This is a genomic window from Kribbella sp. CWNU-51, assembly GCF_054073265.1.
This window is the reverse complement of sequence record NZ_JBSXMZ010000011.1, coordinates 168,605-190,600: the sequence shown is the minus strand read 5'-3', so window position 1 is coordinate 190,600 and position 21,996 is coordinate 168,605. Positions and strand designations below refer to the sequence as shown.

22 protein-coding genes are annotated in these 21,996 nt (G+C 70.4%); 16 read left to right on the top strand and 6 right to left on the bottom strand.

What is annotated here, in order from left to right:
• Window positions 1–981 (bottom strand): AIR synthase related protein, encoded by a 981-nt coding sequence (locus ACXC9Q_RS16565; protein ID WP_457057389.1) that lies wholly within the window; start codon window positions 979–981, stop codon window positions 1–3.
• Window positions 982–1,058: 77 nt separating this feature from the next.
• On the opposite strand from ACXC9Q_RS16565, the gene ACXC9Q_RS16560 reads away from it, so the two are divergent.
• Complete coding sequence (locus tag ACXC9Q_RS16560) at window positions 1,059–2,474, top strand: DUF1116 domain-containing protein (RefSeq protein WP_457057388.1); 1,416 nt, start codon at window positions 1,059–1,061, stop codon at window positions 2,472–2,474.
• Window positions 2,475–2,478: 4 nt separating this feature from the next.
• Window positions 2,479–3,291, top strand: a complete 813-nt coding sequence (locus ACXC9Q_RS16555) for an oxamate carbamoyltransferase subunit AllH family protein (protein WP_457057387.1) — start codon at window positions 2,479–2,481, stop codon at window positions 3,289–3,291.
• Here the strand turns inward: ACXC9Q_RS16555 and ACXC9Q_RS16550 are convergent.
• Window positions 3,242–6,424, bottom strand: a complete 3,183-nt coding sequence (locus ACXC9Q_RS16550) for an ATP-binding protein (protein ID WP_457057386.1) — start codon at window positions 6,422–6,424, stop codon at window positions 3,242–3,244. The genes ACXC9Q_RS16555 and ACXC9Q_RS16550 overlap by 50 nt on opposite strands.
• Window positions 6,425–6,537: 113 nt before the next feature.
• Here ACXC9Q_RS16550 and ACXC9Q_RS16545 point away from each other — a divergent pair, with 113 nt between their 5' ends.
• From ACXC9Q_RS16545 to ACXC9Q_RS16515, 7 genes are read left to right on the top strand one after another with little or no spacing between them, the layout of a single operon-like run.
• Window positions 6,538–7,332: a phosphosulfolactate synthase gene (locus ACXC9Q_RS16545; RefSeq protein ID WP_457057385.1), complete on the top strand. Its 795-nt coding sequence runs from the start codon at window positions 6,538–6,540 to the stop codon at window positions 7,330–7,332.
• Complete coding sequence (locus ACXC9Q_RS16540; RefSeq protein WP_457057384.1) at window positions 7,322–8,251, top strand: DUF7714 family protein; 930 nt, start codon at window positions 7,322–7,324, stop codon at window positions 8,249–8,251. Before ACXC9Q_RS16545 ends, ACXC9Q_RS16540 begins: the two co-directional genes overlap by 11 nt.
• Window positions 8,236–9,585, top strand: coding sequence for a class-II fumarase/aspartase family protein (locus tag ACXC9Q_RS16535; RefSeq protein WP_457057383.1), 1,350 nt, complete (start codon window positions 8,236–8,238; stop codon window positions 9,583–9,585). The genes ACXC9Q_RS16540 and ACXC9Q_RS16535 overlap by 16 nt, the downstream gene beginning before the upstream one ends.
• Complete coding sequence (locus ACXC9Q_RS16530) at window positions 9,576–10,568, top strand: 1-aminocyclopropane-1-carboxylate deaminase/D-cysteine desulfhydrase (RefSeq protein WP_457057382.1); 993 nt, start codon at window positions 9,576–9,578, stop codon at window positions 10,566–10,568. The genes ACXC9Q_RS16535 and ACXC9Q_RS16530 overlap by 10 nt, the downstream gene beginning before the upstream one ends.
• Window positions 10,565–12,079 carry a lyase family protein gene (locus ACXC9Q_RS16525; RefSeq protein ID WP_457057381.1) on the top strand — a complete coding sequence of 505 codons (1,515 nt, stop codon included), beginning with the start codon at window positions 10,565–10,567 and terminating at the stop codon, window positions 12,077–12,079. The genes ACXC9Q_RS16530 and ACXC9Q_RS16525 overlap by 4 nt, the downstream gene beginning before the upstream one ends.
• A 55-nt stretch (window positions 12,080–12,134) precedes the next feature.
• Window positions 12,135–12,461 carry a hypothetical protein gene (locus ACXC9Q_RS16520; RefSeq protein ID WP_457057380.1) on the top strand — a complete coding sequence of 109 codons (327 nt, stop codon included), beginning with the start codon at window positions 12,135–12,137 and terminating at the stop codon, window positions 12,459–12,461.
• A 19-nt stretch (window positions 12,462–12,480) separates the two neighbouring features.
• Window positions 12,481–13,548: a type I glyceraldehyde-3-phosphate dehydrogenase gene (locus ACXC9Q_RS16515; protein ID WP_457057379.1), complete on the top strand. Its 1,068-nt coding sequence runs from the start codon at window positions 12,481–12,483 to the stop codon at window positions 13,546–13,548.
• On the opposite strand, the gene ACXC9Q_RS16510 is transcribed toward ACXC9Q_RS16515, so the two are convergent.
• Window positions 13,549–14,202: a helix-turn-helix domain-containing protein gene (locus ACXC9Q_RS16510; RefSeq protein WP_457057378.1), complete on the bottom strand. Its 654-nt coding sequence runs from the start codon at window positions 14,200–14,202 to the stop codon at window positions 13,549–13,551.
• A 130-nt stretch (window positions 14,203–14,332) separates the two neighbouring features.
• Here ACXC9Q_RS16510 and nthB point away from each other — a divergent pair, with 130 nt between their 5' ends.
• The 7 genes from nthB (at window position 14,333) to ACXC9Q_RS16475 (ending at window position 18,552) form a co-directional block, all read left to right on the top strand.
• The gene (gene nthB / locus ACXC9Q_RS16505) at window positions 14,333–14,995 is read left to right on the top strand and encodes a nitrile hydratase subunit beta (protein WP_457057377.1); all 663 of its coding nucleotides are present in this window, start codon (window positions 14,333–14,335) and stop codon (window positions 14,993–14,995) included.
• Entirely contained in the window at window positions 14,992–15,588 is a 597-nt protein-coding gene (gene nthA, locus ACXC9Q_RS16500) for a nitrile hydratase subunit alpha (RefSeq protein ID WP_457057376.1), read from the top strand. Before nthB ends, nthA begins: the two co-directional genes overlap by 4 nt.
• The gene (locus ACXC9Q_RS16495) at window positions 15,585–15,947 is read left to right on the top strand and encodes a nitrile hydratase accessory protein (protein WP_457057375.1); all 363 of its coding nucleotides are present in this window, start codon (window positions 15,585–15,587) and stop codon (window positions 15,945–15,947) included. Before nthA ends, ACXC9Q_RS16495 begins: the two co-directional genes overlap by 4 nt.
• On the top strand, window positions 15,928–16,371 hold the full coding sequence (locus tag ACXC9Q_RS16490) for an OsmC family protein (protein ID WP_405068313.1): 444 nt from the start codon (window positions 15,928–15,930) through the stop codon (window positions 16,369–16,371). Before ACXC9Q_RS16495 ends, ACXC9Q_RS16490 begins: the two co-directional genes overlap by 20 nt.
• A 31-nt stretch (window positions 16,372–16,402) precedes the next feature.
• Window positions 16,403–17,725, top strand: coding sequence for an FAD-dependent oxidoreductase (locus ACXC9Q_RS16485; RefSeq protein ID WP_457057374.1), 1,323 nt, complete (start codon window positions 16,403–16,405; stop codon window positions 17,723–17,725).
• Window positions 17,726–17,735: 10 nt separating this feature from the next.
• Window positions 17,736–17,993, top strand: coding sequence for a hypothetical protein (locus ACXC9Q_RS16480; protein ID WP_328518991.1), 258 nt, complete (start codon window positions 17,736–17,738; stop codon window positions 17,991–17,993).
• Between the two features lie 70 nt (window positions 17,994–18,063).
• Window positions 18,064–18,552: an MSMEG_0572/Sll0783 family nitrogen starvation response protein gene (locus ACXC9Q_RS16475; RefSeq protein WP_328518992.1), complete on the top strand. Its 489-nt coding sequence runs from the start codon at window positions 18,064–18,066 to the stop codon at window positions 18,550–18,552.
• A 56-nt stretch (window positions 18,553–18,608) separates the two neighbouring features.
• Here ACXC9Q_RS16475 and ACXC9Q_RS16470 read toward each other — a convergent pair whose 3' ends face one another.
• From ACXC9Q_RS16470 to rpe, 3 genes are read right to left on the bottom strand one after another with little or no spacing between them, the layout of a single operon-like run.
• A complete protein-coding gene (locus tag ACXC9Q_RS16470; RefSeq protein ID WP_457057373.1) occupies window positions 18,609–19,310 on the bottom strand; it encodes an HAD-IA family hydrolase in 702 nt (233 codons plus the stop codon).
• A 1-nt stretch (window position 19,311) separates the two neighbouring features.
• Window positions 19,312–21,246 carry a transketolase gene (gene tkt / locus ACXC9Q_RS16465; RefSeq protein ID WP_457057372.1) on the bottom strand — a complete coding sequence of 645 codons (1,935 nt, stop codon included), beginning with the start codon at window positions 21,244–21,246 and terminating at the stop codon, window positions 19,312–19,314.
• Window positions 21,246–21,959 (bottom strand): ribulose-phosphate 3-epimerase, encoded by a 714-nt coding sequence (gene rpe, locus ACXC9Q_RS16460; protein WP_328518995.1) that lies wholly within the window; start codon window positions 21,957–21,959, stop codon window positions 21,246–21,248. The genes tkt and rpe overlap by 1 nt, the downstream gene beginning before the upstream one ends.
• Window positions 21,960–21,996 lie beyond the last annotated feature (37 nt).

The following is a 21,996-nucleotide window of genomic DNA, read 5'->3' as shown; positions in this document are numbered from 1 at the left end:
TCAGGCCCACAGGCCGGTGATCGTCTCCGTGGCCAGATCCATCACGACCGCTTCGTGCTCGCCGTCGCCCACGGTCAGCCGGCTGCCTTCGGTCACCTGACCCACCTCTGCACAGACCAGACCGTGCCGCTCGAACACTGCGGCACAGTCCGCGACGCGATCCGCCGGAGCGGTGAGCCAGAACGCGTACGTCGGGAAGGCGATCAGCCAGCGCAATGGGTCCGCATCGGCCGGCATCGGCATCCGCCGGAGGTCGACAGACGCGCCGTGGCGGGTGAACTCGAGCAGCATCGCCAGTGATCCGAGCGCGCCGGCCATCGAGACGTCCTTAGCGGCGACGGCTGACCCGTCGTCGGCGACCTCGGCGAGCAGCCGGACATCGCGGGCCAAGGTCGCGGACTGCTCCGCGATGGAGGTGAAGAACGGGAAGTCCGTCCGCATCGTGCCGTCCAAGCAGGCCGCGAACAGCACCGCCTGGCCCGGTCGTACGTGCGCCATCGAGAGCGCGGAGTGCACCTGGCCGAGCGCGAACGCCGACAACGAGGTGTCCGCGTCGGCCCGGGTCAGATGGCCGCCGACGATCTTGACGTCGTACAGCTTGGCGGCGTCGGCCATTCCTCGGAGGACTTCCGTCACGTCGGCGTCGCGGCCGACCACCGTGTTCACGATGGCCTTCGGGACTCCGCCCATCGCGGCGACGTCGTTGACGTTGGCCAGGACGGCGGCGATGCCCGCGCCGTACGGATCCTGGCGGACGAAGGCCGGTGCGATCGCCTCACCGCAGACCACTGCGGAGGCGCCGTCGAGCCGCACCACGGCGCCGTCGTCGCCGGGACCGTGGAGGGGATCGCTGGTGTCGACGAACTCGCACACCTGGGCGATCGCGCCCTTCCCGGAGACGCCCGCGTGCCGGCGGACGACCGCCACCACGTCGTCCACGCGGGGCAGGGACTGGACGGCGGCCGGGGCTGGATCGATCATGAGTCGTATCCTATAGTAGATGCTCATATCGGTCGAGAGATATCTGCTCCGGCTGTCACCCCTCGAAAGGCATCGTGATGAGTCAGACTCCCGTCGTCGATCTGCCGGCCGCCGTTGACGTGGTCAACATCGGGCTCCCGTTGTTCGAGACCGCCCTGCGCGATCAGGGCCGGCCGGTGATCGGTGTGGACTGGCGGATCCCCGGCGGCGGTGACGCTCAGACCGTGGCAGCGCTGGCCCGGCTGCTGGGTCCCGCGGCGGGCCGGATCGACAAGGCCAACGCCGAGGTTATCCGGCGGCTCAACGAGGGCGTGCCGCTGCTGGTCGGCGTCGACCGCGCAGGTGCCGTCATCCCGGGCATGGGTGAGCGCACCATCCTGCACTGCGGTCCCTCGATCGCCTGGGAACAGATGCCGGACCCACTCCAGCGGTCGGTGCGGGCAGCCGTGGTGGCCGAGGGCTGGGCTCCCGATGTCGCTGCCGCCGGCCGGCTGGTCGAGTCGGGTGAGGTAGAGCTCGAGCCCGCCAACGAGCACCGGACGGTGGTCCCGATGGCGACGTCGATCGGCCCGTCGGCGCCGGTGTACGTCGTCCAGAACGAGCTCGGCGGTACGACGGCGTACTCCAGCATCAACCAGGGATCGGGCGCCGTGCAGTGGTTCGGTGTCGACAGTGACGACGCCATCGCGCGGATCGTGTTCGTCCGGGACAAGGTCGGTCCGGTGCTGGCCGAAGCCCTCGCGAGTCATGGTCCGGTCGACGCCTTCGCGCTTGCCGCGCAAGGCGTTCCGATGGGCGACGACGTGCACATGCGCGTCCAGGCGACCACGAACCTGTTCCTGCGCGACCTGCTGCCCTACCTGGTGCGCGCGCAGCACCCCGCGGCGTCCGAGGTGGCGACCTTCCTCAGCGGCAACCACCTGATGTTCCTCAACGTGGCGATGGCCGCGGCGAAGTCGCTGGTGGAGTGGGCCGGCGAGGTGCCCGACTCGAGCATCGTCACGACGATGGCGCGCAACGGGACGACGTACGGCGTCCGCCTGGCCGGCGGTGGTGACTGGTTCCTCGCGCCCTCGCCGCCGATCCAGGATGCCTTGTACTACCCGGGTTTCGGCCCGGAGACGAGTGCGCCGGACATCGGCGACAGCGCCGTACTCGAGCTGGTCGGACTGGGCGGGCCGGCCGCGGCGAACTCGCCCGCGGTGGCCGGCTTCCTCGGTGGCCGGATGTCGCACGCGATCGCCGCCACCCGGAGCATGCAGCGCATCTGTGCGGGGGAGAGCCCGCGGTTCCGGCTGCCGATCCTCGACAACGTCGGGACCCCGGTGGGTGTCGACGTACGCAAGGTGGTCGAGCTCGGCATCACGCCGGCCGTGAACACCGGAATCATCCACAAGACCGACGGCACCGGCCAGGTTGGTGCGGGCGTGGCCTGGGCGCCGATCGAGCCCTTCACCGATGCCTTGCTCGATCTCGACCGACGGCTTGCCTGATCACGTGACCGAGCACCTCGCGCCGATCGTCGTCGGGGAGGGTGTCGCGGCGGCCCACCCCGACGGGGCGCACGGGACCGTGGTGGGAACCTTCCGGCACGGTTGCTACGTGCAGGTCCACGGCGACATGTACGCCGTCGCCGGACCTGCTGTGGCACCCGGGCCGATCCACCTGATCGTCGAGCAGGCCCCCGCTCGCGTGCCGGAGGGCCTCGCTGTCTGGCGCGACGGTGGGCGGCTTCGCTCGACCGAATGGCAGCTGGACCTGGCAGGAGCCACGGTGTACCGGCCACGGATGCCCGGCGCGACTGACCTCCACCTGGCGACGACGGCCCTCAAGGCGATGCGCCGCCGGCTGGCGGTGCCTGAGGACCTGCGGAACTGCTGGGAGTCGGTGCGGCGCGCCGTGGCCACGGACGATCTGACCGCGGCCAGGGAACTACTCGAAGGCCGTGGCGGCGGCCTGACACCGACCGGCGACGACGTACTCGCGGGTGTCCTGCTGGTTCACGCTTGGCGAGGCGACGACCCCGATGGTCTGCTGCGAGTCGCAGCGGAGGCGGCGACGACGAATCTCAGTCGTTCGTTCCTGGCCTGGGCGGCCCGGGGTCAGAGCCTGGCACCTGTGCACGACCTGGTGGCGCACGCGGCGGCGAACGACGTCACCGGGTTCGATCAGGCAGTGGCCACGGTGTCGGCCATCGGCGGGTCGTCAGGCGTTGCTCTCCTCTGGGGCATCGGACTCGCCACCACCGCGGCCGGGACCGTCAGGAGTTGGCGCGCGGCAGCCGTCCCGCCTGCGCGAAGTTCGTCCTGAGCTGCCGGGGGAGCGTGGCCTCCAACCGGCGCAGCGCGTCGCGGGCCTCGTCAGGGCCGCCGACCTCACCGAGGAGCAGCAGGGATCCGGTCTGCCGAGCGAGGGTCGCGGCGTCCTCGCCACGGCCCAGCAGGTGGAACGCCAAGGCCTGGTACTTGAGCGAGCCCGCCGTACGCGCGGCATCGAGCAGCGACTCGGGATCGTCGAGTCCGATCCGGCAGCGCACCTCGCGAACGCGGAGGTCCGCCCGCCACCGGAACGGCAGCCAGTGCTCGATCAGCCGGCCGGCCGTCTCCAGTCGCTCGGCGGCGAGATCCGTCTGGCCATCGAGGCGCTCGCTGTCCGCAAGCGAGCACAACGCATGCAGCTCCTGCTCGATCTGCAGGCTGCCCGCCTCCACCTCGCGGGACTGACTCAGCGCGAGCTCGGACAGGTCGTGGGCCCGGATGGGTTCGCCGAGCTCGCGCCACACCCAGGCCAGCGTGGTGTTCGTCCGCGCGCGGTAGAACGAGACGTCGTACCGCTCCAGGATCGCGGCCTTCGTCTGCAGCACGGTCAGGGCGCCGGACAGATCCCCGGCGTTGCCGCGGGCCAGGCCGGCGAAGAACAGTGCCCGCAGCAACGGATGGAACGCGCCGATGCTGTTGGAGATCGCGACCGCGTCGTCGAGCACCTCGATCGCCTCGCCGTACCGGTCGGCGTGCGCGAGCAGTGCGCCGAGGCAACTCGACACCGAGGCTTTCACCGCCCCGTCCTCGTCGCCGTTCTCGTCCAGGGCCCGCTCGTACGCGCGATAGGCGGCATCGAAATCGCCGGCCCAGTGCTTCGTCCGGCCGAGCAGATTCCACGCGCTGGGCCGAGCGCCGGGCATCCGGGATGCTTCGTCCGCGCGGGCGACGGCTTCCTCGACGTCGCGTCGGTAGTACGCCGTCCAGCCGAGCCGCTCGACCGCGGTGGCGCGGAGCGAGCGGTCGCCGCGGGCGACAGCCAGCGCCTCCGCCTCCTGGTGGTCGTCGGTCGCCGCGTCGAAGTCACCGAGCTCTTCGCGAGCCGCGCCGCGGCCGATCAGGGCGAGCCCTTCGAGCTCCTGATCGGCGGCCTTGCGGGCGGCGTCGAGCGCCGAGGTGAACAGCCGTACGGCGTCGGCGTTCGCGAAGGAGCGGCGCGCCAGGGTGGCCGCTTCGTACCACGACCTCGCCGCCGCCGCCGTCAGGCCGGCGCGCTCCTGGTGATGTGCCCGCAGCTCCGGCCGGGCCGAGAAGATCTCCGCCAGCTGACGATGCCGCAGCACCCGGACCGGTCCGGGGAGATTGTCGTACAGCGCCTGCAGCAGGATCGGCGGCGACGACACGAACAACTCGTTGCGGGAGGCAAGCAAACCGGCCGCCATCGCCTTCTGCAGCGTGGGCATCAGATCGACGGCCGGACGACCGGCCAGCTGCTCGAGGGTGTCGAGGTCGAACGCGGTCCCGATCACGGCCGCGGCCTGGAGCAACTCGTCCACATCGCTGCCACTGCGTCGTACCCGGTCGAGCACCATCGAGCGCAGGGTGCCGGGAATCTCCGGCTCGGCCTCCCCACGGGTCAGGGCTGCGAGCACCTCGATCACGAACATCAGTTGGCCCTGGGTCAGCTCCCAGACGAAGGCCGCCTCCGAAGCGCGGCCTGCCTGCTTCGCCAGCAGGGCCACCTCCGCCTCGGTGAGCGGACCGAGCTCGACCAGCAGGCCGTTGCCGGCCAAGGCGCGAAGGTCTGGGTCCAGCCGGTCGGACGGGACGGTCGCCACGACGAGAAGGGGCGCATCGCCGATGGTGTGGAGGAGCCACTGGAGTGCTTCCAAGGTGGCCGTGCCGGCCAGGTGCAGGTCGTCGAAGAACAGCAACAGCGGTTGGGCTTCGGCCGCGGTCGTGAGCACATGGCGCAGGGTGTTGAGAATCCGCCGGTGCTCGATCTCCGGGCTCGCGCGCCGGTACTCCGCTGCGCCCACGACGTCGCGCAGATCGGGCACCAGCTCGACCGCCGTGTCGGTCCACGAACCGAGCATGGCCGGCAGGGCGTCGGGAGCCGTCGAGAGCAGGATCCGGCTGAGCACCGTGACGAGCGGCTGCAGCGGTGACGACCGCTCGCCCTCGAAGCAGTCGACCCGGACCGCGCGGGCGCCACCGCGATCGGCGTAGTCGGCCAGGTCTTGCGCCAGCGACGAACATCCCGAGCCCGGGCTTCCGGTGACCAGGATCGCCCCGGCTTGGCCGGCGGCAGCGAGGTGCCAGCGGTCGACCATCGCGGCGTACTCGTCGTGCCGGCCGATCAAGGTCGAGCTGCCGACGACCTCGCCTGGACGCGGAGTGAGCACCGGCCCGGGTTCGGCGCCACTCACGATCGCGCTGAACAGGGCGTCGGTCTCCGGGCTCGGCTCGACCTCCAGCTCGTCGCGCAGCTCGAGCCGGAGCTCCTCGTACGTGCGCAAGGCCGACGCGCGGTCGCCGAGATGCCACTGCGCGTTCATCAGCGCGCGACCGGCCTGCTCGTCGTGGCGGGCCCGCGTGAGCACCGACTCGGCCTGGCTCGCGATGTCGCTCCACATGCCCAGTTGTGCCTGAGCATCCCAGCTGGCGCGGTGCAGCCGGCGGGCCAGCGCTTCCACGTGCCGCTGCTGATCCTCGGCCCAACCTCGTTGCGCGAAGGCCGGCGGAAGTTCCGGGTGGCCACGGGTGAGAAGTCCGAAGGCGCGCCGCGCGGCGGTGACGGTCACGGCCGGGCTCAGGGCGGCGCGTGCTTGCGCGGACTTGGCCAACTCCTCGACGAGAGCGAGGTCACTGGTCCATGCCCGCCCGCTGTTGAAGCGGTAGCCGGTGGACGACGATCCGGTGATCACGTCGGAGCCGACCGCCCGGCGTACTCGGCTGACCAGCGAGGCGATCACCCGGTCGGCGGCGAGGGGGGCATCGTCGTCGTCCCAGAGCGCGTCCACCAGGGCGTCGATCTGCACGAGCGCACCGCCCGCGGCCACCAGCCGGCGCAGCAGGATCCCGGCCCGGCCGGCCGGAACGGGACCGAGGCGGCGTCCGTCCGCGTCGGTGACCTCCAGGGTGCCGAGCACGAAGACGGTCGAGGGCGCCGCATGGGTGGACATCAGGTGACGCTCCTCTCCTCGGGTCGGTCTCGGTGTTTCCTATGGTATAAATACATCACTGATAGTGGAGGGTGTCGATCCTCCCGGGCGAGTCGGCTGGAGAGGCGGGCGCAATGGCTGGGTCTGGTCCGAGCTTCCTCACGCTGCCGGAGCGATCCGCCAAACCCCGTTCGGCCGGGCTCACCCACGTCCTGGACAAAGGGTATTCCCTCGACCGCGTGGCGTCGGTGCTCCAGGCGTACGCCGGCTGGATCGACATCTGGAAGCTCGGCTGGGGTACGGCGTACATCGAGCCCGCGCTGGCCGAGAAGGTCCGGCTGCTGCGCGACCACCAGGTCAAGCCGTGCACCGGTGGCACGCTGCTCGAGATCGCCTGGCTGCAGGGCCGGGTCGACGAGTTCTTCGAGTTCGCCACCTGGGCCGGATTCGAGTGCGTCGAGGTGTCCCGCGGGAGCACGGACCTGCCGCTGGCCGAGAAGCACCGGATCATCCGGCAGGCCCGGTCCCTCGGGTTCGAGGTCTTCGCCGAGGTCGGCAGCAAGGACCCGGGTGACCTGGTGTCCGCGGCCGAATGGACGGCCGAGCTCGAGTCGGACCTGGACGCCGGCGCCCGCTGGCTGGTCGCGGAGGGTCGCGAGAGCGGCACCGTCGGTCTGTACGACGCCGGTGGGGAACTGCGGGAGGACCTGCTCGATGAACTGGCGTCGTCCCGTGCGGCCGGATTCATCGTCTACGAGGCTCCGCAGCGGTCGCAGCAGGCTCACCTGCTGCGGCGTCTCGGCTCCGAGGTGAACCTCGGCAACATCGCCCTCGACGACGTGATGGGCCTCGAAACGCTGCGTCGCGGCCTGCGCTCGGACACGATCGGGCTCGGTGCGGCTCTGGAGACCTCGGTCCGTGCGCACTGACGAGCAGGTCACGAGCCGGCCGACCGATCCGGAGGCGCCGAACGTCATTCCGGGGCGCTACCGGCAGGTCGCCGTCGCCAGTGTCCCGACGCTTGACCCGGCCTGGCTGACCGAGCACTTCACCGATCGCGAGGTGTACTTCCGGACCCGCTTCGTCGTGGCCCGGCACGAAGGCCGCGTGGCCCTCGTCGAGGTGGACCGCAAGCCGTCGGACGACCTGTTCACGCTGACCGTCTCGGCCCGGGTGCTGGCCGGAGCCGATGACTGCGCGGTCGTGGTGGACGAGACCGTCGACACCGCCGTTCCTTCGCAATTGGCAGCCGCCGCCGAGAGATTCCCCGGCGTCCGCTGTGTCGTGGTCGAGGGCTCGTACTCGCACGTGAGCTTCATCCTCAATCCCGCTCCGCTCCGGATCAGGCTGGTCGACGTCGTTCCGCCTGGCCCGGCCAAGTTGCTCGACCAGGTCCAGCGGGTGCTGGCCACCGCCGAGGATCTCCCGCCGGTGGTCGTCGTACCCGATCTCGTGGACAGCCGGCAGCTCCTCGCCGCGGCGTACGACGCACCTCCGCGAGATCTCCTGATCCCGTGCCGTGGCTCGGGGATGGACTTCCCCGGCAGCGCGGTGTCGTTCCTCGACGAACGACCGGCCGAACGGGACTGGACCCTGCTCGGGTGTGAGCGGTCCAACCAGATCCATCAATGGTTCTACGGCAGTACGCCGGAGCGGGTCGACATCTGCCCCCGCCAGTGGCTGACGGCGGATGGCCGGAGCACGCTGACCCGCTGCTGCCTGCTCCAGGAGGGCTTCGAGAGCGAGCGAACCGGAACGGTCGTCCCGTGGGGCGCCTCGCTGGCCGAGGTCCGCGCGGCGCTCGAGACCATCGTCGAACGGGCGGAGGTGGCATGGACGCACATCTGATCGACTCCGCGATCTTCGGTCATCAGTGGAGTACGGCGGAGAGCCGCGGGATCTTCGCCGAGACGGCTCGGGTCGCCCGCTGGGTCGACGTGATCATCGCGCTCGCCGAGGCCCAGGCGGACGTCGGCATCATCCCCGCCTCCTCGGCGGCCGCGATCGCCGGCCTGCGCGGCAGCCGGCTCGATCTGGCCGGCATCGCGGCGGGAACGCGGACAACATCGCACTCGACCCTCGGCCTGATCCAGGTGCTGCAGCGCATGCTGCCCGCGGAAGCGGCCGAGCATGTCTACTACGGCGCCACTGTTCAGGACATCTCGGACACCGCGCAGGTCCTGGAGATCGCTGAGGTCGCCGGGCTTGTCTGGCGGGACCTGTGGGCGATCGAGGCGGAGCTCCTGGCCATGGCCGAGCGGCACCGCGAGACTCCGATGGTGGGCCGTACGCACGGTCAGCCGGGGGCTCCGATCACCTTCGGCTTCAAGGCCGCGACGTGGGCCGACGAGGTCGGTCGCAGCCTGGAGCGCCTTCGTCAGGGTCGCGACCGCTGGCTGGTGGCGGAGCTGGGCGGCGCGGTCGGCGTACTCGGATTCTTCGGCGCGCAGGCGATCCCGCTGCGCACGGCGTACTGCGATCGACTCGGTCTCGGGGAGCCGGCCATCTCCTGGCTGACCACCCGCGATCGGCTCGCGGAGTTCGCCCAGGTGCTGGCTGCCGCGGTCAGTGCGATGGCCCGGATCGCGAACGAGGTCTACGTGCTCGCCCGGGCCGAGCTTGCCGAGGTGCGCGAGCCGTCGCCGTCGACCACGGTGGGCAGCATCTCGATGCCGCACAAGCGCAATCCCGAGGTGTCCGAGCAGGTCGTCACACTTGCGCGTCTGGTGCGTTCGTCGGCGGGCGTTCTCGCCGAGACCGTGGTCGGCGAGCACGAGCGGGACGGACGGTCCTGGAAGACCGAGTGGGTCGTGCTGCCGGAGCTCAGCCACTACACGCTGGCCGCGGCCGGGATGACGCGGTCCCTGGTCGGCGGCCTGGAGGTCGACCCCGCGCGGATGCTCGCGAACCTGACAGCGACGGAGACCGCGTCTTCGGAGCGGCTGCTCAGCGTGATGTCGGCCCGGCTGGGCAAGCACAAGGCGCAGGCGACGCTGCAGGACGCGTACCGGGCCGCGATCGGCACCGGCCGTTCCCTCACGGCGGTGCTCGACGGGCGGATCGAGGCGGCCGAGCTGGCCGAGCTCGACCGGGTCGACACCGGCGCCGCGGCGGCGATGGCCGACGAGGTCGTCGTCCGCGCCACCCGCCGCCGCGCGGGGGAGAGTGCGTCGTGGCGCTAGCGAGCCTCCCGCGGATTCCCCTGGGGATCTTCCCGACCCCGGTGCATCACGTCGCGGATCTCGCGGGTACGCCGGGTTTGCGCGACGTACTCGTCAAGCGCGACGACCTGACCGGATTCGCGTGGGGCGGCAACAAGGTGCGCACTCTCGAGTACGTCCTGGCCGATGCGCTGTCGCTGCGGTCCGACACCATCGTGGTCGCGGGCGGCCCCACCTCCAACTTCGCCGCCCTGTTGGCCGTTGCCGCGGCCGGGCAAGGGATCGACGTCGTACAGGTCTGCTACGGCGACCTGCGCGGCGGTGCGGCTGCGCTGGCCTTGTCGAGGAGTGCCGGTGCTCAGGTCGAGTTCACCGGTTCCGCCGATCGCAGGAGCATGGATCTTCGTGCGGGCGAGTTGGCCGGCCGGATGCGAGCCGAGGGCAGGCGTCCGTACGTCGTACCTCGCGGGGGAGCGACGCCGATCGGCGCCTGTGGTTTCGCCGTCGCCGCCACCGAGCTGGTCGCGCAGTTGGGCGGCCGCTCGGTCAGCGTGGTGATCCCGGTCGGCTCGGGAGGCAGCATCGCCGGTCTGGTCGCCGGCCTCGCGTCGGTTGACGCTGATGGAGTCGAGGTTGTCGGAGTGTCGGTCTCCCGGCCCGTCGCGGAGATCGAGGCACAGGTCGCCAAACGGGCCACGGAATGCGCCCGGCTCGTCGGCGCCAGCGGTCCGCTGCCACGGTGGCGCGTGGTCGACGGACGAGGACCCGGCTACGGCGGGGGATGGCCCGAGGCAGACCGGTTGGCGGGCGCGTTGCTGCAGCACAGCGGATTCGTCGCCGACCCCGTGTACAACGCGAAGGCGCTGCTGTGGCTGAACGATCATCGCGGTGAGCTGCCCGGGCCTGTCCTGTACTGGAGCACCGGCGGGGCACTGGCAGCCGCCGACGAACTCACCACCACGGCAGCCGCGACCGCGGCCGTCGGCGAGGAGGCAACGTCATGACAACGGTGAACTCAGCGCGCCGGGTCGAGGGCCCGTCCAAGGATCGGCCCGCGCAACAACTCGTCGACGCGGGGTTCGCCTGGGAGATCGCCGACGCACCGCTGCTCCACCACGGGCTGAACATGGCCGATATCGCGCATGTGCTCGACCTCCGCCACCGCCGGATCATTCCCGACCGCGCCGCCGCGGCGCTGCTCGGCGTACTGCTGGACACGCATCGCACCAGGCCCGAGGACTTCCCGTACGACGCGGCGTACGGCGAGCCGTACAACTCCCGCGAGCGGCACTTCGTCGCGACCATCGGTGACGACGCCGGCTGGCTCCACGCCGGCCGGCCCCGGCGGGAGGCGGCCCGGGTCGCGCTCCGGATCCTGTTGCGCAGACTGACCGCCGAGCTCGCGGCCGGCGCCGCGGAGTTCGCCGCCACCACCTGTCGTACGGCGGCCCGCTACCGCGAGGTCTACATGCCGGACCAGACCTACCTCCAGCAGGCGCAGCCCTCGACGTTCGGCCATTACCTGCTGGCCTTCGTGCCGCCGGCGATCCGGGACTGCGAACGCCTGCTCGACGCTCTCGACCAGGTCAACACGAGTCCCGGTGGCGCGGGGTGTGTCAACGGCAGCCGGTTGCTGGACGACCGGCGAGTGATCGCGGATCTGCTCGGGTTCGGCGACGTCATCACGCACACCCGCGACGCGATGTGGCAGACCGACACCTTCGTCGATGTCCTGAGTACGAGCGTCAGCCTGCTGTCCAACCAGTCCAAGCTGGCCGAGGACCTGGAGATCTGGTCCAGCCAGGAGTTCGACTACGTCGACCTGGCCGGACCGTATACCCGCGCGTCGGTGCTGATGCCGCAGAAGCGCAACCCGTACGCGTTGTCGATCGTCCGCGGCGGCGGCGGCGTCCTGATCGGGCGGCTGACCGGATTCCTCGCGGTCGTGAAGAGCCCGTCGGCCCGCAGCGACAACCTGATCTTCGCGTACGGCGAGATCCCCAAGGCGGTCGAGTTCGCGACCCGCATCACGGCGCTGATGGAAGGCGTCGTCGACACGCTGAGTGTGAACGAGGCCCGGATGTGGGAGCGCCTCGAGGAGGGGTACACCCAGGCCACGGACCTGGCCGAGTTCGTCATGCTCCGCTGCGGCCTGGACTACCGGGCGGCGTACCTCGTGGTCGGGGAGGTCGTGCGCGACGCCAGCCGGCGCGGCGTCCGGGGTGTCGACATCACGTCGGAAGACCTCGATCAGGCCGCGTTGTCGGTCGTCGGGCGTTCGCTGGATCTGGACGCCGAAGAGATCCGGAACGTCCTGGATCCGCGCGCCATCGTGGCGACCCGCAGTGCCCTCGGCGGCGCTGCGCCCGAGGCGGTCGAGACCATGACCGAGGAGTACCTCGCCAAGGCCGTCGACCTCGGCTACCGGGCGAACCACGCGCTGGAGAAGTACGCCGCGGCGGAGGCCCGGCTGCTCGCCGAGGCCGAGCAGGTCGCGGCCGGGCGGGGTGCGTGACCGGCGTTGCAACGCCGTGCAACACCTGTGCAACACCGGGCGGCAAGATCCGTTCATGGACACGTTCAACCCCGAACCTGACTGCTGCGGATGCCGCTTCGAGCAGAGCGCCCCGGCGCACCATCGGCGCCTGGTCTCGCTGGAGGCGCAGCCGATGATGTCGCTGGTGGAGCTGATCGAGATGGCGGCCACCTGGGGCGAGATCGAGTACGGCGAGGCCGAGCCGGTGATCCCCCCGAGCGAATGGATCGATTTCGCCGAAGCACACGCGTGGGCCGATGGCGACCGCGTGTTTGACGCGCTCGTGGCACTTTCCTCCCTGGTGCCACGAGCGCGGACCAAAGCAGGCGTCAGGCCGGCACGCACGCTGGTGCCGGTGTGACCCGCGAGAGGACTGCCCGATGACCGACGTACCCCGGATCGCGATCAACGGCCTCGGCCGGATCGGACGTGCGCTGCTGCGCGCCATCATCGCGCGCGACTCGTTCGTCGACGTCGTCGCCGTCCATGATCTGACCCCGGCCGCGACGCTGGCCTACCTGCTCCAGCACGACACGGTGCACGGGCGGCTCGGCGTACCGGTGGCGGCGACCGACGACGAGCTCGTGGTCGGCGACCGGCGGATCAAGGTGCTGCGGGCGAACCATCCGGGGAACCTGCCGTGGGGGTCGCTGGGCGTCGACGTGGTGGCCGAGTGCAGCGGGCACTTCACCAGCCGGGACCGGGCCGGCGGGCATCTGCGGGCCGGCGCGAAACGGGTGATCGTGTCCACCCCGACCGACTCGGCGGAGGCGACGATCTGCCTCGGTGTCAACGAGGCGACCCTCGACCCGAACTCGCACCGGATCATCTCGAACGCGTCCTGCACGACCAACTGCGTCGCGCCGATCTTCGCGATCCTGGACGAGGCCTTCGGGGTCGAGGGCGGCTGGGTCGACACCGTGCACGCCTACACCAACGACCAGCAGTTGCTCGACCTGCCACACCACGACCTGCGGCGGTCCCGTGCCGCGGGCCAGAACATCATCCCGACCGGAACAGGCGCGGACACCGCTCTGGCCCGCGTGCTGCCGCAGCTGAAGGACCGCGTGCACAGCGTCGCGGTGCGCGTCCCGGTGCCCGACGGCTCGCTCAGCAACGTCGTGGGAATGCTCCGTACCCAGGCCACCACCGAGCAGGTGCGCGACGCCTTCATCCAGGCGGCGTTGTCCGAGCGCTGGGCCGGGATCGTGGGCGTCAGCGACATGCCGATGGTCTCCAGCGACGTCATCGGCGACCCGCGCTCCTGCGTCGTCACGCTGCAGGACATCGAGTCGCACGGCAACGCCGTCCGCGTGTTCGGCTGGTACGACAACGAGTTCGGCTACGCCAACCGGTTGCTCGACCTGATCGAGATGGTGACGCTGCGGACCAACGTCAGACGTCCCGCGCAAGCTCGTACGACGCCCTCGTCGGCGCTGGTGTGGTGATCAGCCGCGTCGTTCGGGCAGCGACACCCAGACGACTTTGGTGGTGCGCGCGGACGGATTGCGCCACGAGTGGTTCTCCTCGGAGCGGAAGTGCAGCGAGTCGCCCGCGCTGAGGCGATACGTCTGCGCACCGACCGTCACCTCCAGCGTCCCGGACTGGACGTGCACCAGGGCCTCGCCGGCCGGATGCCGGTCGTCGGCGGACTGGGCGCCCGCGGCGATCTCGGTGATGCTCGCGGTGAGCTCGAACGGCCCGGACTCCGCGGAGATCGAACCCACCACGACGTCGCCGTCGGGTGACGTCCGGACCCGCCGCTGGTTCTTCGGGGTGAAGCTGACCGGCGTGGCCGGCGCGTCGGTCTCGTCGATGAAGTGGGCGACCGGCACCTGGAAGGCGGCCGCGAGCTTGAGCAGCGTGGTGATGGTGGGGACCATCGTGCCCTGCTCCACCTTGTGGATCGCGGCCGGTGAGACGTCGGAGCGCTCGGCCAGCTGCTGCAGCGACAGTCCGAGCCGGCCGCGCAGCGTGCGGAGCCGCGGGCCGATGCCGGCGACGACCTCGGAGACCTCGGACTCCGACAGCGGAGCCCCGGCGGGTCGCTCGGCCGGCGCGTGGTCACCGACCCGTGCGGATCGTGCGGTTGGCGGTGTCACTCGGCACTCCTTCGGTCTGCCCCCGGCCTTTAGTAGACGCAGTATATCCGATGGTTGACGGACGTCGATGTGTCTCATAGTGTATTTGCTTATCGGATAAGAGATTTCCGTCGAACCCGAGGAGCTGCTGGTGGACGGCATTCACGACATGGGCGGCGCCCACGGCTGGGGCACGGTCGCGATCGAACCGGACGAGCCGGTGTTCGCGGCGGACTGGCACGCTCGCACCTTCGCGCTGGGGCTCGCCTCGATGGGCGCGTCGGGGACCAACCTCGACGCCTTCCGGCACGCGCTCGAGCGCCTGCACCCGGTCGACTATCTCGCCGACGGGTACTACGGGCGGTGGCTGGCGGCCGCGGAGCTGCTGCTGGTGGACAGCGGCGTACTCGCGCAGGGTGCAGTGGAGGCCCGCGCTCGCCGCCTGGCCGGTGAGGACGTCAGCGAGCCGGCCGACGTCGAGGTTCGCAAACCGTCGTACGAGCGTGGTGGCCCCGGATCGTTGCGTCAGATCGAGGACGCGCCGGCCTTCGGGGCCGGGCAGCGAGTGCGGGCCCGGGAACAGTACAAGGCCGGCCACACCCGGATGCCCGCGTACGTCCGCGGTCGCGCCGGAGTCGTCGAGGCTCGCCGTCCCGCCGCCGTACTGCCGGACAGCACCGCCCACTTCACCGGCGAGGACGCGCAGCACGTCTACACCGTGCGCTTCGAGGCGACCGACCTGTGGGGTCCCGGCGCCGAGCCGGCGACCGTTTTCATCGACCTCTTCGAGAGCTACCTGGAGGACTGCCAGTGAGTGCCGATCCCCGTTCCGTCGACCGGCCACCGGCCGCCCTGCGCGCCGAGGCGCTCGAGGAGCTGCTCACCGAGCGCGGCCTGGTGAAGACCGAGGTGCTCGACGGCTTCATCAATCGCTACGTGAACGACGTCGGCCCGCTCAACGGCGCCAAGGTGGTGGCCAAGGCGTGGGTCGACCCGGACTACCGCGAACGTCTGCTCGCGGACGGCACCGGCGCCATCAAGGAGCTGGGATTCGCCGGTCCGCAGGGCGAGCACATCGTGGTCGTGGAGAACACCGACGAGGTGCACAACCTCGTCGTCTGCACACTGTGCTCCTGCTACCCGTGGCCCGTGCTCGGACTGCCCCCGAACTGGTACAAGGATCCGGCGTACCGGTCCCGGGCGGTGCGGGAGCCGCGGGCGCTGCTCGCGGAGATGGGGCTGCCACTCGCGGACGACATCCGCATCAGGGTGTGGGACTCGAGCGCGGAGAACAGGTACTTCGTTCTGCCGCGGCGCCCACAGCACACCGACGGCCTGGCCGAGGAAGAACTCGCTGCCCTCGTGACCCGCGACGCCATGGTCGGCGTCGCGGAGGTGCTCTCGTGACAGCGGAGATCGCCGGCACCCTGGACGACACCGTCACCGGGCTGCCGCGAGCCAACGGCGAGCTCGTCTTCGAGCAGCCGTGGGAGAGCCGTGCCTTCGGGATCGCGGCCGCGCTGGCCGATCAGGGCCTGTTCTCCTGGAAGGACTTCCAGGGGGGCCTGATCGCCGAGGTGGCCCGGCGCGACGGCGAACCGGGGGAATACAGCTACTACGACCGCTGGCTCGGCGCGCTTGAAGAGCTCTTGTCCGAGCGCGGGGTCGTGTCCGCGGACGACATCGACGCCCGCGCCGACATCCTGTGCCACCGGCCGGCGGGTCACGACCATCGCGACGAGGACCATGGCCACCACGCGCACTGAGGACCTGGTGGCGGCCACCCGCAGTGTCGAGAGTGTCTGGCACGGCGGGTACCACTGCACCGTCGAGGCCGGCCCGTTCACGATCCAGGTCGACGAACCGGAGGAGGTCGGCGGCGCCAACCTCGGTCCGCAGCCCACCGACCTGTTCCTGGCTTCGGTCGCGTCCTGCTTCACGCTGGCGATCAGCTACGCGGCCCGCAAGCGTTCGCTCGACCTCACCGAGCTGACGGTCCGAGCGACCGGCCGGTACGACGGCCTGCAGTTCGGAGCCGTCCACGTCGAGGCGCGGATCGGTGCCCCTGAGGCCGAGCTCGAGCGACTGGTCGCCGCGGCCGAGCGGGTCTGCTACGTGACCAACACGCTGCGCTCCGGCGTACGGCTGACCACCCGAGCAGTTGTCCCCAAGGACGGAGAGATCCAGTGACCATGCGATGCGAAGCAGGGAGTGAGTTCTCGTGAAGATCGTTGTGATCGGCGGCGGTGCGGCCGGCCTCGGGGTGGCCGGCGCCGCCAAGGGCCAGGACCCGTCCGCCCAGACGGTGGTGTACACCGAGTACGAGGACGTGGCCTACAGCCCGTGCGGGATCCCCTTCGTGCACGGCAAGGAGATCGAGTCCTTCGAGAAGCTGTTCCTCGCGACCAAGGAACAGTACGTTGCCCAAGGCATCGATGTGCACTACGAGACCAGCGTCGAGAGCATCGACCCCAGGTCGCGGACCATCAAGGTGAGCGGCGAGGGCGAGGTCTCCTACGACAAGCTCGTCCTCGCGACCGGCTGGAACTACGACACCCCAGACATCCCCGGCGTCGAGCTCGGCGGCATCTACCACGTCAAGAACATCCGCGCCGCGATGGAGTGGGACCGCTACCTCGACACGGTGAAGTCGGCCGTGGTGGTGGAGTCCGGGCCGATCGCGATGGAGATGGTCTCGGCCCTGCGCCATCGCGGCATCGACGTGACCCTGATCGATCCCGGACCGTGGCCGATGGCCGACGTGATCGACCCGGACATCGTCGAGCCCGTCCGGAAGGACTGGGAGGAGTCCGGTGTCACGCTCAAGTTCGGTGAGCGGGTGACCGCCTTCCGGGGCACGGACACCCTCACCCACGTGAGTACGACGTTCGGCGACGTACCGGCGCAGTTGGCGGTGATTGGCAGCCACAAGGTGGCCAACTCCGGTCTCGCCGGGTCCGCCGGGATCAAGCTGGGCAGCACCGGCGGTATCGCGGTCGACCCGCGGATGCGCACCTCCGACCCGAACGTCTATGCGGCGGGTGACTGCGCCGAGATTCCGCACGGTGTCTCGAACGTCCCGTTGCAAGGGCTTTCGGGCAGCCACGCCTACGCCCAGGGCAAGACCGCGGGGATCAACGCGGCCGGCGGCTCGCGGGTGCACAACCCGGTGTACGTGCCCTGGGGAATGCTCGCCGGGCAGTGGATGATCGGCGGGGTCTCGTTCGGCGAGACGCTCGCCACGGCGCTCGGACTGCCCTTCGTCACCGGCGTTGCCGACGGCATCACCCGGGCGCGGTACTACCCGGGCGTGAAGCCGATCAAGGTCAAGCTGCTCGCGGACCCCGGGACCCGGCGGCTGATCGGCGCCCAGATGGTCGGTGGCGAGGGGATCAAGGAGCGCGCGGACTTCCTCGGCATCGTGGCCCGGACCGGCATCACGGTCGACACGCTGGCCACGATGGAGAACGTCTACTCGCCCGCGATCGGCGCGTTGAACGAACCCATCGCGATGGCGGCGCAAGCCCTTGTCGCGAAGCTCTGAGGCGGCCGGTATGCCCTTCTTCCACTGGCTTCGCTCGAACTCCGAGCACGCCCTGCTGGCCGACGCGCAGCGTCGGATGGCAGCCAAGTACGGCGCCAATCCGCCGGCCCGCCCGCACGGACTCAAGGACCGCTGGTGGCGACAGGTGTTCGCACCCGTCTACCGGATCCTGCCCTGGGGACTGCGCCGGACCACCATGCAGGCGATTCCGGGCAGCCATCGCAGGGGATGGCCGAAGCCCGACTACCTCCCGCCAGGCGATTACTGAGCCCCTGCCCCGACCGGGTGCAGGCCGTCCCACCTCTCCGCACTGCCGACACTTCGAAGGAGTCAGCATCATGCCGAAGACAGTCACCATCGAACCGCCCCAGGAGGGCGACATCCTCTTCGACGTCGAGGAGAAGATCTTCCCCGACCACCAGGCCAACGAAGGCGACAAGGCGTACGTCTTCATGCACACGGTCCCGTTCGAGGGCTCCGTCGGCCTGGTCAACATGCTCACGGCCACCCGCCTGCAGCGGAAGGGATTCGACCTCACCTTCATCCTGTACGGTCCCGGCGTCCTGATGGCCTCGGCCGCCCGCGGCTACCCGGCCGTCGGCAGCGAGGGCTTCCCGGGCAACCTCGGCTACAACAAGCAGCTCAAGACGCTGATCGACGAGGGTGCGAAGGTGTACGCCTGCCGGTTCGCGATGGGCGCGCTCTACGGCATGCGCGAGGACGACCTGATCAAGGGCGTCATCCCGTTCAACCCGCTGGACGTGCTGGACGCCAACATCCAGGCCTGGCGGGACCGGGCCATCGTGTTCGCGACCTGGACCGTCTGATCCGTCCCACGACGAACGATGCCCCGCAGCCGTGAGGCTGCGGGGCATCGTCATGTTCATCCTTGTGGAGGCGGGATGTGACGGCGGAACCAGGCGACCAGGGCCGGGTCCTCGAACCCGCCGGCGACCAGCGCAGCGCCGGACAGATCGTCGTCCTGCGTGTACTCGTTCTGGGCCGCAACGCAGCACAGTCCGGCCGCCACAGCCGCGCGTACGCCGTTTTGCGAGTCCTCCACGGCCACGGTCCGATCGGCCGGACAGCCCGTCCGCCGCAGCACCTCGAGGTATACCGCCGGGCTTGGCTTGAGCTCGGGAACTTCGGTGCCGGTGACAACGGTTTGGAAGCGCGGGCCGAAGACCTGGTCCAGCAGCGGTTCGACCCAGGCGCGCGTACCGGTCGTTGCCACATGCATCGGTACGCCAGCCGCGTCGAGCTCATCGAGCAGCCGGTGGACACCCGGCCTGGCCTGCACCTTCCCGGCCTCGATCAGGTCCCGCATGATCTCGGTCTTACGAGCGTGCAACCGCTCGGCCAGGCGCCGGGCATCGCCGGCGGGCACTCCGACGGTCTCGAACCAGAACGCCAGTCGCTTGGCCCCGCCGGCGATGTGAAGCAGCTTTCCGTACGTCGGAACGTCCCAACGGTCTCCTAGTCCGGCCTCCTCGAAGGCGGCGTTGAAGGCGACCCGATGGCCATCGCGTTCGCTGTCGACCAGCGTGCCGTCGACATCGAAGACGACCGCGGCCAGCCGGCCCACCTCAGGCCCCCGGCGACTGCTGCAGGTACTCGCGGATCCGGCCGAGCACCGCCGTACCGGTGAAGCCGTGACGCGCCATCACCTGGTCGCCAGGGCCGCACGTGCCGAACTCGTCGATACCGATGGCCAGGTCGACCAGCCCCTTCCAGCCCATGGTGCTGCCGGCTTCCAGGCTGACCGTGACCGCGAGCGGATCCGGGACGTAGGCGGATCGGTCCAGCGCGGAAACCACGCGGACGCTGTGACCTTCGGCGGTCAGCGCGTCGGCGACCTCACCGGCCAGGGCGACCTCGGATCCGGTGGCCACGATCTCGACCGAGACGGGCGAGCGCTCATCAGCCGGCGGCGCGCTCTGGGGGAGTGTCTGGCGGGACAGGATCAGGGCAGTGGGACCATCGGTACCCTCGAGCGCCAGCTGCCAGGCCCGTGCAGTCTCGGCGTCGTCCGCCGGGCGCAGTACCTGCAGTCCGGGGATGACGCGCAGCGACTCGATCTGCTCGACAGGCTGATGGGTGGGGCCGTCCTCGCCGACCGCGATCGAGTCGTGGGTCAGCACGTGGATGACGGGCTGGCGCATCAGCGCGGCGAGCCGGAGCGCCGGCCGCAGATAGTCGGCGAAGACCAGGAACGTACTCCCGTAGACCCGGAACCCGCCGTGCAGGCTGAGCCCGTTCATGATCGCGGCCATGCCGAACTCCCTGATCCCGAAGGCGATCGTGGAGCCCGAGTAGTCGTCACGGGTCACCACGGCTCCGCCGGTCGCGGTCCCGGTGGAGCCGGCCAGGTCCGCCGATCCACCGATCAGCTCCGGCAGCACGGCCGGCAAAGCCTTCAGGCAAGCCTGGGACGACTGCCGAGTGGCCCGAGGCGCTTCGCCGGGAACCGCGGACAGCGTCTCCACAAGAGCATCCGGCAGTTGCCGATCGCGGCTGCGGCGGAACTCCGCTGCCTGATGCGGTGCGCTCGCCTCGAAGGCGGCGTACGCGGCCTGCCAGGCAGCGTGTTCGCGGGCGCCGACCGACGCCAACGCATCGCAGGCAGCCCGCACCGGCTCCGGAACGCTGAACGGCGGATGGTCCCACCCGGCCAGTCGCTTGGCCTCCGCGGCCAGCTCCTCCCCGAGCGGCGAACCATGCGCCTTCGACGTGCCCGCTACGCCTGGGGCGCCGTGGCCGATCATGGTCCGGACTGCGATCAGGCTCGGGCGCGCGTCAGCCTTGGCCCGAGCGATGGCGGCGTCGATCGCGTCGACATCGGTACCGTCCTGAACCGTCTGCGTGTGCCAGCCGTACGCCGCGAAGCGAGCGACCTGGTCGTCGCTGCAGGAACGGTCGACCGAACCGTCGATGGTGATCGAGTTGTCGTCCCAGAGCACGACCAGCCGGCCCAGACCGAGATGCCCGGCGAGCGAGGCCGCCTCGTGGCTGACCCCCTCCATCAGGCAGCCGTCGCCGACGATCGCGTACGTGTGATGGTCGGTGATCTCCGGATAGCGCGCGTGCGTCATCCGCTCCGCCAGGGCCATCCCGACGGCCATGGCCAGGCCCTGCCCGAGCGGCCCCGTCGTGCACTCGACCCCGGCGGTGTGACCGAACTCGGGATGGCCGGGAGTGCGCGACCCGAGCTGCCGGAACGCGCGCAGTTCGGCCTCGGGCAGGTCGTAGCCGAAGATGTGCAGCAGACCGTAGAGGAGAGCCGAACCGTGCCCGGCCGAGAGCACGAAGCGATCCCGGTCGGCCCAGTCGGGTGCCGAGGGGTCGTGGCGCAGATGGCGGCTCCAGAGCGCCCATGCCATCGGGGCGGCGCCCATCGGCATGCCGGGATGACCTGAGTTCGCCGCCTGCACCATGTCGACGGCGAGGAAGCGCAAGGTGTCGACCGCCAGCCGGTCGGTCTCGACGAACGGCGTGGCCGATCGTTGTAGCAGCTCGGTCATCAGGCGGCCTCCTCGTTCTTCTGCGCGGCGCTGACCGCGGCCGCGCGCAACTGCCGGACGGCGGCGGCCTTGCCGTCGCTATGGGCATACATCCACGAGCCGGAGATGAACACGTCGGCACCGGCCGCGGCCGCGCCCCGGATGGTGTCGGCGGTGATGCCGCCGTCGACCTCGAGCTCGATCGGCAGGCCGGACTCGTCGATCAGCCGCCGCAGCCGGGCCACCTTCTTCTCCACCGAGGGGATGTAGGCCTGCCCACCGAAGCCGGGGTTGACCGTCATCGCCAGCACCAGGTCCGTCTCGGTCAGAACGTGTTCCACCAGGTCCACGGGCGTGTGCGGATTGAGTGCGACACCACTGCGTACGCCGAGATCCCGGATCCGGCCCAGCGTGCGATGGAGATGGGTGCACGCCTCGGCGTGGACGATGATCAACTCGCATCCGGCCTCGACGTACCGGGGTAGGAGCTCGTCGGGCTCCACCACCATCAGATGGGCCTCGAAGGCGACCCGGCTGTGCTCCTGGGCCGCCGCGATCACGTCCGGGCCGAAGGTGAGGTTCGGGACGAACACCCCGTCCATCACGTCCCACTGGATCCGGTCGACGCCGGCGTCGCACAGCGCGCGGATCTCGTCGCCGAGGCGCGCGAAATCGGCGGGCAGCACCGAGGGGACGATGAGCGGACGGGGAGCGCGAGGGGTGGGCTCGGTCATGGCTGGCCTTCCTGATCGGAGACTTCCAAGCGCACCG